Origin of the sequence: Xanthomonas sp. NCPPB 1754, assembly GCF_041475725.2 — a bacterium.
Lineage (GTDB): Bacteria > Pseudomonadota > Gammaproteobacteria > Xanthomonadales > Xanthomonadaceae > Xanthomonas > Xanthomonas euvesicatoria.
On sequence record NZ_CM192982.1, the window covers coordinates 5,047,478 to 5,059,270 of the forward strand.

7 protein-coding genes, 1 other RNA gene and 1 pseudogene are annotated in these 11,793 nt (G+C 64.8%); 2 read left to right on the forward strand and 7 right to left on the reverse strand.

Features of this window, described 5'->3' with window-relative positions; translation table 11 throughout:
* Positions 1-47 precede the first annotated feature (47 nt).
* Positions 48-1,148 carry a glycerophosphodiester phosphodiesterase gene (locus tag ACCQ15_RS21620; protein ID WP_372381066.1) on the reverse strand — a complete coding sequence of 367 codons (1,101 nt, stop codon included), beginning with the start codon at positions 1,146-1,148 and terminating at the stop codon, positions 48-50.
* Between the two features lie 75 nt (positions 1,149-1,223).
* Here ACCQ15_RS21620 and ACCQ15_RS21625 point away from each other — a divergent pair.
* Positions 1,224-1,298, forward strand: a non-coding RNA gene (locus tag ACCQ15_RS21625) — sX9 sRNA.
* Between the two features lie 89 nt (positions 1,299-1,387).
* Here ACCQ15_RS21625 and ACCQ15_RS21630 read toward each other — a convergent pair.
* A complete protein-coding gene (locus tag ACCQ15_RS21630; protein ID WP_031425274.1) occupies positions 1,388-3,688 on the reverse strand; it encodes a TonB-dependent receptor in 2,301 nt (766 codons plus the stop codon).
* A gap of 192 nt (positions 3,689-3,880) precedes the next feature.
* On the opposite strand from ACCQ15_RS21630, the gene ACCQ15_RS21635 reads away from it, so the two are divergent.
* Positions 3,881-4,738 (forward strand): acid phosphatase, encoded by an 858-nt coding sequence (locus ACCQ15_RS21635; RefSeq protein WP_029820541.1) that lies wholly within the window; start codon positions 3,881-3,883, stop codon positions 4,736-4,738.
* A gap of 163 nt (positions 4,739-4,901) precedes the next feature.
* Here ACCQ15_RS21635 and mnmE read toward each other — a convergent pair whose 3' ends face one another.
* The 5 genes and pseudogenes from mnmE to rpmH all read right to left on the reverse strand — a co-directional run bounded on the left by mnmE (position 4,902) and on the right by rpmH (position 11,551).
* Positions 4,902-6,242, reverse strand: coding sequence for a tRNA uridine-5-carboxymethylaminomethyl(34) synthesis GTPase MnmE (gene mnmE / locus ACCQ15_RS21640; protein WP_136733103.1), 1,341 nt, complete (start codon positions 6,240-6,242; stop codon positions 4,902-4,904).
* A 156-nt stretch (positions 6,243-6,398) separates the two neighbouring features.
* Positions 6,399-9,099, reverse strand: a pseudogene (locus ACCQ15_RS21645) (polysaccharide deacetylase family protein).
* Between the two features lie 85 nt (positions 9,100-9,184).
* The gene (gene yidC, locus ACCQ15_RS21650; protein ID WP_008573001.1) at positions 9,185-10,909 is read right to left on the reverse strand and encodes a membrane protein insertase YidC; all 1,725 of its coding nucleotides are present in this window, start codon (positions 10,907-10,909) and stop codon (positions 9,185-9,187) included.
* Between the two features lie 25 nt (positions 10,910-10,934).
* The gene (gene rnpA / locus ACCQ15_RS21655; protein ID WP_007968218.1) at positions 10,935-11,372 is read right to left on the reverse strand and encodes a ribonuclease P protein component; all 438 of its coding nucleotides are present in this window, start codon (positions 11,370-11,372) and stop codon (positions 10,935-10,937) included.
* A gap of 38 nt (positions 11,373-11,410) precedes the next feature.
* Positions 11,411-11,551, reverse strand: coding sequence for a 50S ribosomal protein L34 (rpmH, locus tag ACCQ15_RS21660; protein ID WP_002805908.1), 141 nt, complete (start codon positions 11,549-11,551; stop codon positions 11,411-11,413).
* Positions 11,552-11,793 lie beyond the last annotated feature (242 nt).

Here is an 11,793-nt window from a genome sequence, read left to right on the forward strand (position 1 = left end):
GTACCGCTAGAGCCCGTCGCGCTCTGGCGCGCTCCTACAGATGCTGATTAGCGCGAGGTGTGCCCGCTCAATGCGCGCCGCGCCAGGCCCGGGTCGTCGGCAAAGAACGCATCGATGCCCGCATCCAGATACGCCTGCAACTCGACCAACGCGCCGGCGTCGTTGCGCTCGGTCACCGCGCCGCCGCTGCGGTTGTTGGCGGCCAGAAAATAATTTTCCGGACGGAACGTATACGGCTGCACCTGCAACCCGGCCGCATGTGCGTCGTGCACCAGGCTGGTGGGCGCGCCCAAACGTTGCTGCGCATCCAGCGGGATGATGCTGCGGATGTCGGGGCCGATCGCATCGGCATAGCGTGCGACCTGCTTCAGGCCGTCGGGCGTGATCATCTGCCCGTAGGTCTTCGGCGCATCGCCCGTGCCGGCATCGGGCAGCGCCATCTGCGCGCCCCCGAGCAACTGCAGCAGGCCGATGTTGCTGGTGCGCCCGATCTTGTCGCGCAGATAGCGCAGGTTGCCGGTCTCGAACGACTGGATGATCATCGGCGCAGTCCGGGTATAGGCATGCGCCTGCAAGGTGGCCAGCACCTTGTCTTCCATCGGCAGGCCCAGCGCCTTGAAATAGCTGGGGTGCTTGATCTCCGGAATCAGCCCGATGGTGCGGCCGGTCGCGGCAGATTCGGCCGCGACGAAATCGATGATCTCGTCCAAGGTCACGATCTGGAACTGGCCATCCCAGCGCGTGCCACGCAGCTGCGGCAAGCGCTCGCGTGCGCGCAAGGTCTTCAATTCGGCCAGCGTGAAGTCCTCGGTGAACCAGCCGTCCATTGCCTGGCCATCGATGGTCTTGCGCGTCTTGCGCGCAGCGAATTCCGGATGGCTGGCCACATCGGTGGTGCCACCGATCTCGTTCTCGTGCCGCGCGATCAGCACGCCATCCTTGGTGGACACCAGATCCGGCTCGACAAAATCGGCGCCATCGACAATGGCTTTGGCATAGGAGGCCAGGGTGTGTTCCGGACGCAGCGCACTGGCGCCGCGGTGCGCAAAGATCTGCACCGTCTTGGCCAGCGGCGCTTCGGCAACTGCCGGGCCGTTCATGCCAACCATCATCGCTCCCACCAACCAGATACGACCGAACTGCATCATGCATCTCTCCAACGAAAAACAGGTACCGAATCGACGCCTGACCGCCGGGCGAGTCTGGTCGATAGGCGGCGCGGGAGGTACGACTGTACATCCCGCTTCCGCTGCATCGTCCGCACCCGCCGGAACATCACTCGCGACGTCTTGTTCGCCAGCCTAAAACTGTCTGCGTCGATGGAAACCGGAATTCGGTAAGCAACCGCAAGACCGGCTCTTATGATTCCCAATCCCGATTCCCCTCCTCAGAACTTCGCATCCAGCGTCAAGAACACCTGCCGCGGCGCACTGGCATGGAAGGCCAGCTGGCGGCCGTTGGGATCGCTATTGGCGAAGGCCGTCAGGTTGGAGGCGTAACGCTTGTCGGTGAGGTTGGTGACATTGAGCGAAAGCTTGAGCCCCTGCAGCACGCCAACCTGGCCGAAGTCATAACCACCGCCCGCATCGAAGGCGGTGTAGCCGCCGAAGCCCTGGTCGTTGGTGTAGGTGTAGTAGCGCTGGCCGGTGTATTTGCCGCGCAGGTTGAGATTCCACGGCCCGTAATTGAAGGCCAGTTCGCTGGCGAACATGCGCTTGGGCGTGTCGACGGTGTACTTGCCGGCGGTGGGAATCACCACGCCGTTCTGCACGTAGTTGTCGTCGTAGGTCGAACGGTTGATCGAGGCCGAGTTGTACCACTGCAGGTAGCTGGTCGGCTTCCAGATCACCGTCAGTTCGCCGCCGCGGCTGCTCACCGAGCCCACGTTGAAGAAGCGCGTGGTGCATGCGGGGGTGGTGCCCTGCTGGATGCTGGCGCAGGGGTTGAGCGAAAGCAGGCGGTTATCGAAGGTGACGTCGTAGCCGACCAGCGAGGCTTCGAAGCGGTCGCGCACGAAGCGATAGCCCGCTTCCAGCGTGCGCGATTTCTCCGGCTCCAATGCGCCGACGCTGGCATCGAACGAGGCCTGGGTCACCAGCAACGGGCCGCCGGCGCCGCCGCCCTGGAACGCGGCGATGTTTTCCGCGTACGAGGCGAACACTTCCTGGCCTTCGGCCAGGCGATAGCCCACGCCGATCTGCGGCAACACCGATTCGCTGGCCTTGAGCGAACCGGTGGCCACCGGCGCTTCCACTGCCACGCCCGGCGTCTCGCGCGCGGTCATTTCGGTGCTTGGGCTCTTGATGCCCAGGTCCAGGCTCAGACGCTCATCCAGGAACTTGAAATTGCCCTGCACGTAGAACTGCCGCGTGGTGATGATGTAGTTCTGCGAGAACAAACGGCGATTGGGATTCTGAAGGAACTTGTCGTCGCTGACCGGACCATCGATCCAGTAGAAATTGCGCTCCACATCGTGATGATTGCGCTCGTACCACAGGCCCGCTTCCAGATGATGCGGGCCAAGATCCCAACCGAGCGAGGCGATGCCGCCGGTGCGGTTGATCCAGTAATTGGTGCTGCGGATGGAAATCGGCAATGCCTGCGGCGTACCCGGATTGGACGCCTGGCCCGGCGACCACCAGTGGCCCTGGCCCTTGTTCTCGTGGTGATAGACCTGCGTATGCAGGCTGATCGCATCGTTGGGCTGGAAATCGCCGGCCACGTAGAACAGGTCGTCGTCGCGCAAGGCGCGGCTCTGGTAATACGCATCGTCGATGTTGTCGACACCGCCGCTGAAACCGCAACGCGCGGCATTGCGCGTGGCCGGTGCGCAATACGCTGCAGCCAATGCGCGGTTCCAGTCCGGCGCGTACAGATTCCAGTCCCAGCCCAGGCCGCGTGCCATGCCGCTCTTGGACAGGTACGCATAGTCGGCCTGCGAAGTACGCGAGGTATCGGCGAATGCGGTCAGCTTGCCGCCATCGAACTGGTACACGCCCTTGGCATTGAACTGCCGCGTGGTGGTCGGCGATTCCGGGCGCGCCCACATGTCGGCTTCGGCGTTGATGCCCGACACATACGCCGAAAACCCGTTGTAATCGCCGGTATCCACGCGCAGGAAGGTACGCCGATTGGCATCGGAGCCCACCGTCTGCGACACCTGCCCGCCGAATACGCTGGACGGATCTGCCGAGTAATACTGGATGGTGCCGCCCAGGTTGCTGGTCGACGCCGTGCCCAACGCACCGATGCCCGAGGCCAGCTCCACGCCGCCGAAGTTTTCCGCAATCAATGCGCGGCTGATGTTGAGGCCGTTGTAGTTGCCATAGGCGTTGTCGCCCAGCGGCAGGCCGTCGAGCGTATAGCCCAGGCGCGTGCCGTTGAAGCCGCGCAGGCTGATCGTCTGCGATTCTTCGTTGGCACCGAACGCATCGTTGGATTGCACGTTCACGCCCGGCATGCGGTTGAGCAGCTTCTGGATGCTGGTGCCCGGCGGCAACACCGCAATGTCCTGCGGGGTGATGCGCTGCACCTGGCGGGTTTCGCCCTGGCCGATCACCGACACCGCATCGAGTTGCTGCACGGTCGCACCAGTATCGGCAGACACCTCAGGGTCGGCGGCGTAAGCGGCAGGCGCGAGCACGAGCGCGGCGAGAACGGCGGCACTTAACTGATGGGTCTTGGGCATGAGCGGCGTTGGGGACGAGTCAAAAGTTGGCGGCAAGCGTGCGACAGTTGTCTTGCGTCGATGCGACCGAAACATGACAGTGCAACGACAACCGTTTCGCATCCCTGGCCGTTGCTGCGTCGCGTTGGCATGCAGCTGTCATCGAGCCGTCGTAATCTGCGGGCTCTTCCATTCGTGTTGTCTGAGGTTGCCATGTCGCAGCGCATTGCTTGCCACTCTCACCGGACGCTGGTCAGCGTTGCCATCGCCGCATTGTTGATCGGCAGCGGCATCGCAAGTGCACGGGACAAGGCAGCCGCGAAAGATTCGGTGCTCGCCACCGATGCGCATGGGTACCTGGAGAAACAACAACTGCCCGACAGCGTGCAGCTGGTGCCACCGCCACCGCAGGAGGGCAGCGCTGCGCTCGCCAACGACGAGGCAGTCGCCAAGGCCATGCTCGCCCTGCGCGGGACACCGCGCTGGGAGCTGGCCGCGCAGGACGCGGTGCTGAGCTTTCCGGCTGCGGCCACGCACTTCAGCTGCGCGCTGGGCATACAGATCGACCAGGCCAGCACCCCGCATCTGATCCGTCTGCTCGAACGCAGCATGCGCGATGCCAGCACCGCGACCAGCGCCGCCAAGGCACGCTATCAACGCCCGCGTCCTTTCATGCGCAACGCGCAACCGATGTGCACCCCGGCCGATGACGCGGCCCTGCGCAAGAACGGTTCCTACCCCTCCGGCCACACCGCCATCGGCTGGACCTGGGGCCTGATCCTGTCCGAAATCGCCCCCGCCCACCGCGACGCCCTGCTCGCGCGCGGCCGCGCCTTCGGCGACAGCCGCCTGGTCTGCAACGTGCACTGGCAGAGCGATGTCACCCAGGGCCGCGTGGTGGGCGCTGCCACGGTCGCCGCATTGCACGCCAATCCTGCGTTCGAAAAAGACCTGGCCGCCGCACGCCGCGAGATCGAACAGGCGCAGGCCAAGCAGCCGGCTGTGTCCTCGGTGGCTGCGTGCAACGCGGAAAACCAAGCGCTAGGGACCGCATTGCCTGGGGTGATGTAGTCCACCGCACGCGCATGGCCGATGCGCCTGCAGTGCTCGGACGACGTGCGAGAGGTTGCGCCCGCATCGCCGTCCACGCAGATGATGTGCGGCGGCAGCTGCGTCTGGGTGCGGCCCGGTTCCGACGGTTCCCGCGCGCCTCATCGCGCTGGGCATCGCCGCATCACTTGCCGATGCAAAAACTCGAGAAGATCTTGCCGAGCAGGTCATCGGCACTGAGCTTTCCGGTGATCTCGCCGAGCGCTTCATGTGCCAGGCGCAGTTCTTCGGCAGCCAGTTCCAGCTGCTCGAAACCCAGTTCCAGATCGGCAGCGTCCACGTGTTGTTCGGCGCGACGCAGCGCCTGCACATGCCGCGTACGGGCAGAGAATTCGCCCTCGACGCTGTCCACGCCATCGCCGAGCGCAAGCGCGCGCAGGCGGATGTGCAATTGCTCCAGTCCTTGTCCGGTCACGGCAGAGACAGCGATCGCATTGGCATCGAGCGATGCGGCATTGCCGAGCAGATCGCATTTATTGTGGATCCACAGCTGACGCGGCACGGCATCGACGGCATCGCCAATGGCATCGCGGGCGGCCTGCGGGTCGCGTGCATCCAGCACCACCAGTGCCAGGTCCGCGCGCTCCAGCTCGGCGCGTGCACGGCGCATGCCTTCGCGTTCGATCGCATCGCCGCCATCGCGCAGGCCGGCGGTATCGACCAGGGTCAACTCGAAGCCGTCGAGCTGGATGGCTTCGTGCAAGGTGTCGCGGGTGGTGCCGGCGACATCGGTGACGATCGCCCGGTCGCTTCCGGCCAGCGCATTGAGCAAGGAACTCTTGCCGGCGTTGGGCGGACCGATCAACACCGCATGCAGGCCGTCGCGCAACTTGCGTCCGCGTTCGGCATCGCGCAGCAGCTGGGCGAGCACGTTGCGCGCCTGACCCAGACCATCGCGTAGTTGGTTGCCGCCCAAGGTGTCGAGCGGCTCGTCGGCAAAGTCGATGGCCGCTTCCACGTGGATACGCAGGCGGGTCAGGGTGTCGGCTACCGCATCGACCCGTCGCGAAAACACCCCGTCCAGTGCGCGCCGCGCGGCGCGGGCCGCCCGCAGGTCGCCGGCTGCGATCAGGTCGGCAATCGCTTCGGCCTGCGCAAGATCGAGCTTGCCGTTGAGGAACGCACGCTCACTGAATTCACCGGCGCGTGCCTGGCGGGCGCCCAGTTCGATGCAGCGGGCAACCAGTTGCCGCAACAGCACCGGGCTGCCATGGCCTTGCAGCTCGACGACGTCTTCGCCGGTAAAGCTGTGCGGCGCGTTGAACCACAGCGCAATGCCATCGTCGATGATGGCGCCCTGCCCGTCGCGAAAACGCGCGTAGTGCGCATGCCGCGGCTGCATCCGCGCAATTCCCAGTTGCGCTGCAATCTGCACCGACTGCGCCCCGGACAGGCGCACGATGCCCACGCCGCCGATTCCGGCAGCACTGGCGATGGCAACGATGGTCGAAGCGGAAGACGACATGGGCACTGCTCTACGTGGATTGAAAAAGGACACCTGGAGTTTAAACGGCGCAGCCAACAACGCCGACCCACATATTTGCGGGCACTTTTGAATCACCTCCCATGACGACATCCGCGCTGTCTGGCGTCTGCACGCCATGTCGTGTCGCGCGTCCGGTCACAACGATTGCAGCTGTGCGCGCGCCTGCTCGGCACCACTGCCTTGCGGCTGCAATTCCAGGTACGTGGCATAGGCCTTGCGCGCCTTGTCGCGATCGCCTGCCTTTGCATATGCATCGCCGAGATTGAGATAGGCCACCGCGCGCGAGGGATCGATCTTCAAGGTATTTTCCAGCCAGCGCGCCGATTCGGCAAAGCGCCCCTGACGGTAATACACAAAGCCCAGGTTGTTGGCCGCCAGCGCGAAATCCGGGCGCAGCTTCAGTGCCTCGGCAAATTGCTCGGCCGCATCGGCATAGCGTTTTTCCTTGTACAACTGCAGGCCGCGTTCGTTGGCCAGTTGTGCACGTTGGCGATCGCTGCTCTTCGCTGCGGTGGGCAACACCAGCGTGGCCTGGCCACCTTGCAGTGTCTTCACCGTCACCGGCACTGCAGCCACTGCCACACCGGCTGCGGCGGGCACAGGACGTGCTGCGTCCACGCGTGAGTTGAGCGCAATCGCATCAGCCGACAGCTGCGCGGTCTGCGCAGTGAGAAATTCTTCGCCGCTGGGAACCTGGAACACGAATTCGCCGCCTTGCGAACCGGGCAGGCTGCCGAATGCCGGCGTCTGCGCCGAGACTGCCGACACCGCGGGCGCCACGTACGCGGCCAGTTCGGTTCCGGTGATCAAGCCATCGCCATTGAGGTCGCCCTTGCCAGCCAATGCCTGCAACAGCACCCAGGTGAACACCGAATGCCCATTGGGCCCGCTATCGGCCACCTGTTGATCGGCACCGCCGGCGGTGAGCATCTGGCGCGCGATGCGCCGCGCGTTCTCGCGCAGATACGCGCTGGACGTCGGCCCGCCACGCGTCAATCCCAGCCCGCTGTAGCACGCATCCATCACGAACAAGACGTGCTTGGCCTGCAGGCTTTCGGCGATGTTCTGCAAATCGCTCATTGCGATCGCATCGCTGGGCAGATGCTGCGGGTCCGAGTCGACCGGAATGATGTAACCCAGATCGCGACCGGAAGCGAGCCGTCGTGTGGCGCCATGCCCGGCAAAGAACACGAACACGCGGTCGTTGGTTTGTGCACGGCCTTCGCCGAGGCGGTCGTGGAATGCGGCCAGGATATTGTTGCGCGTGGCCTGCCCGTCCTTGAGCACGATCACTTGCGAGGACGGAAATCCCAACGGCCCGGTCAGGGTACTGGCAATCGCTTGCGCATCGTTGGCCGCATATTCCAGCTTGGGCCAATGCGCGTAGTCGTCGATGCCGATCACGATCGCCCACGATTTCGCATAGCCGATGGTCACCGTGGCATCGGCCGCCGCGCCGGGTGCGCGCGCGACCGAGAACTCACGGCCATTCCAGCCGGCGAACTGGTAACCGTCGGCGATCAGACGATCCAGAATCTGCGGCAGCGCCTTCACTGCGCGGTCGTGGATGTCATGAAACAGCACGATGCCACGCTGCTCCTTGTTCACTTGATCGAGCACGCGTTGCACGATGGATTCCGGCACCGGATCGGCCCAGTCCAGCGAGTCGATGTTCCACATGATCGATTTCAGGCCGGCTTCGCCCAGCAGCTGCAAGCCTTCCGCATTGCGTGCGCCATACGGAAACCGGAACAGCGGCGCGCGCTTGTCGTCCACTGCACGCAGCAAGGTGTCGGTATCCAGAACCTGGCGACGCAGTGCATCGCCGGTGGTCTTGGACAACTGTGCGTGGGTGAGGCTGTGGTTCCCCACCGCATAGCCTTCTTCCATCAGCGAATGACTGATCTTCGACAGCGGCGCAAGTTGCGGTTTGCCGTTGGCATCCAGGCTGCCGAGGTTGCGCCCCACTTCGAAGAACACGCCGGGCACATCGTAGCGCTTGAGAATCGCCACGATCTCTTCGGTGTAGGCCTTGTGCGGGCCATCGTCGAAGGTGAGCACCACTGTCTTGGGCGGCAGGTCGCGGCCGAACACTTCGCTGTCGCTGTCGCGCGCGGCGAACGGGTACGGCTCGACCACGCCATGGTCGCGCAGGATGTTCTCGCGCGTATAGAGCGTGCGCAACTGCGCCACGTAGTCGCCCCATTTCTCGCGCTTGGGCACGATGGCGCGGCTGCGATCGACGGCTGAAGATCTGCGTCAACTCCTTGTTGTAGCTGCGCTCGATCTCGTCCAGCGCCTCCAGATCCTCGCCGATGCGCTGATGCAGTTTCACCGCCGGCAATGCAGAGTCGCGGCCGATGCGCGCATGCAGATCGCGCAGCACCTCGGCAAATGCCAGGCGGTCGGCATCGAACAGATCCGACGCAGATTCCACCTCGTCCAGCACTGCGGCAATCGTCGCGAACCGGCGTGCATCCTTGGAAGCCAGAATCGTGTCCAACGATGCGGCAATGCGTTCGCGCTGCTCCAGGTTTTCATGAAACAACTGCTGGCCCACGCTGCTGGAGGTGGCGCGATCGCGTGGCGTTTGTTTGTCCTCATCGGCCAGCAGCACGATGATGCGGCGGTGCCGGTCCAGCTGTTCGCGCAGTTGCGCGATCAATGCACCGGTGGCGTTCCCGGTCTTGTCCGCCTGCGTGCCAGCGCTCGTTGCAGCCGCGGGCTTCGCAGCGCCGGCAGCATCGCTGGCGTCCTGCGTGCCGCAGCCGGCCAGTGCCAGCACTCCGACGCAACTTGCGCACAGCAACAGGCGATGCAACGGCGATGTGGTCACGACGGCGTCCTTGGCGAAAGAGACAACAGGCACTCAATGCGGGCTGATATGCAGAAAGCCCGCCTTGCGGCGGGCCTTCGTGTACTTACTTGGCGTTGGCCTGGATGATCTTGCTCGGCTTCTCGCCGTGCTGGCGGATCATCCACCACTGGATCAACAGGCCCAGCCCGCCGTTGACCACCCAGTACAGCACCAGGCCGGCCGGCATGAAGGCCATCATGACGCCGAACACCAGCGGCATGAACTGCATCATCTTGGCCTGCATCGGGTCCATGCCCGGGGTCGGGGTCAGCTTCTGCGTCGCCCACATGATCGAGATGTTGAGCAGCGGCAGGATGAAGTACGGGTCGCGCGCAGTCAGATCCTGGATCCAGCCCAGCCACGGCGCCTGGCGCAGTTCCACCGACTCCACCAGCACCCAGTACAGCGCGAAGAAGATCGGCATCTGGATCAGCAGCGGCAGGCAGCCGCCCATCGGGTTGATCTTTTCCTTCTTGAACAGCTCCATCGTCGCCTGCTGGTACTTGACGCGATCGTCGCCGTAGCGCTCCTTGAGCTGCGCCAGGCGCGGCTGGAAGCGGCGCATCTTGGCACCGGACTTGTACTGGGCAGCCGACAGCGGATACAGCGCCAGGCGCAGCAGGACCACCAGGCCGATGATGGCCCAGCCCCAGTTGTGCAGGAAGCTGTGCAGATGGCTCAGCACCCAGAACAGGCCCTGGCCGATGATGGCCATGATCGAGAAGCGGCTGTAATCGACCACGCGGTCCAGGCCCTTGACGTCTTCCTTGGCGATCAGGCTGACCAGCTTCGGGCCTACCCACAGCCGCGCTTCGGTGCTGGCGGTCTGGCCAGGTGCCACGGTGAAGGCCGGGCCGCGCAGCTCGGCCACGTCGCGCGGGCCGTCCTGGGCCAGCACGTACAGCGAGGCTTGGTCCTTCTGCGGAATCCACGCGGTGAAGAAGTGGTGCTGCAGCAGCGCTACCCAGCCGCCGGTGATCTGGCGATTCAGGCCGCCGTCGTCCATGTAGTCCTTGAACGCGCGCCGCTCGTAGCCTTCCTGCGGGCTGTACCAGGTCGCGCCATTGAAGCTGAAGGAATCCGGATTGGTCATGCCGCGGCTGAGGATGGTCGGCACCCGGCTCAGCTTCCGGAACACGTAGCCGTTCCACGGCGCGCCACTCTTGTTGATCACCTCGTCCTTGATCGAGATGGCATAGCGGCCGCGCTCCAGGGTAAAGGTGCGACGGATCGAGACGCCGTCGGGGCCATTCCAGACGAACGGCACCACCAGCGTGTTCTGGCCCTTGGCCATTTCGAACGTCGTGCCCGGCTGCTCGGCGCGGAAGCCGCCTACACCCGGCACCGGCGAATGCTCGCTGGCCCAGCCGCTGGTGGCGTTATACGGGTGCGCCGGATCTTCGGTCAGCAGGCTGACCGGCGCGGTGCCGTCCTTGGTCTGCGGGAATTGCAGCAGCTCGGCATCGAGCACGCTGCGGCCGTCCAGCTTCAGGCGCAGCACATCCGAGGTCAGGGTCACCACCGGCGCAGCGCCGGCTGCAGCCGGTGTTGCCGCAGTGCTGCTGGTCGCCGGCACCGTGCCCGGCGCGCCGGCCTGCGGAATGGGCTGGGCCGAAGGCACATTGGCCGCGCTCGGCGCTGCCGCATCCGGATCGCGCGCCGCCGGCACCGCCTGGGTCGCCGCGGCCACCGGCGCATTGGCAGCCGCCTTGTCCTTGCCCCACTCCATCCACAGCAACGCCGCGACCATCAGCCAGGCAAAAATCAGGAAAACACGGGTCTGGTTCATCGGGCAGCAACTCGCTCAGTCGGAACTACAGTTCCGGCTCTGTCGGGGAAGGGGAGGATGGGCGCACCGTCCTGGCGGGCGGCATTGTGCCGGGCGCAGCAGGCAGGGGCAATGCGCCGGCACGGCGCAGCAGACGCACGAAGGCATCGCGGATCTGTGGATTGGTCGCTTTTGCCGCCGCCGAGCGCGCCACGATGACGTAGTCACCACCGGCCAGCTCGGGCAATAGATGCCGCATGGCATCGCGCAGCACACGTTTGATGCGGTTACGTCCAACCGCGCGCGTATCGACCTTGCGCGACACGGCCATGCCCAGGCGCGGCGGTGTATCGCCGGTGCGCCAGTGCAGGCTTAGAAGTGGGTCCGAGGTGCGACGTGCAGTATCGAAAACGATCGTATATTGCGCACGCGTACGAACCCGCGCAGAGCGAGGAAATCGCCTGCACGGGTTCGATGCGTTCACGGTAGGGACTGCCTCGGCCGCAGGGAGCGGCGCGGCAATCAAGCGCTCAGGCGCTTGCGGCCCTTGGCGCGGCGGCGAGCCAGGATCTTGCGGCCGTCGGCGGTTGCCATACGTGCGCGGAAACCATGGTCGCGTGCTCGCTTGAGATTGCTGGGTTGGAAAGTACGCTTGGTGGCCATGGGGCCCTCTGCATGAATGGAGACGAATAGAACCGGCAATTCTATAGGCCTGCCGCGCCGCAGGTCAACACCCTGCTTGCCTTACCGCGGAGGAGGACGGCGGCGGCCTGTGGATGGCCCTGTGAATAACTCTGGGAAAACCCTGCCCTCGGTGCTAGTCTGGTCCATCCTCTTTTCACTACCGGGCTGCGAGCACGGCGCTTTTCTGCGCCCCGCGGCCGGCAACAGATGATCACACGTTG

Excerpts from the sequence above, each read along its gene's own strand:
- ACCQ15_RS21620 (WP_372381066.1), bottom strand. The coding sequence starts at position 1,148 with ATGATGCAGTTCGGTCGTATCTGGTTGGTGGGAGCGATGATGGTTGGC.
- ACCQ15_RS21630 (WP_031425274.1), bottom strand. The coding sequence starts at position 3,688 with ATGCCCAAGACCCATCAGTTAAGTGCCGCCGTTCTCGCCGCGCTCGTG.
- ACCQ15_RS21635 (WP_029820541.1), top strand. The coding sequence starts at position 3,881 with ATGTCGCAGCGCATTGCTTGCCACTCTCACCGGACGCTGGTCAGCGTT.
- mnmE (WP_136733103.1), bottom strand. The coding sequence starts at position 6,242 with ATGTCGTCTTCCGCTTCGACCATCGTTGCCATCGCCAGTGCTGCCGGA.
- yidC (WP_008573001.1), bottom strand. The coding sequence starts at position 10,909 with ATGAACCAGACCCGTGTTTTCCTGATTTTTGCCTGGCTGATGGTCGCG.
- rpmH (WP_002805908.1), bottom strand. The coding sequence starts at position 11,551 with ATGGCCACCAAGCGTACTTTCCAACCCAGCAATCTCAAGCGAGCACGC.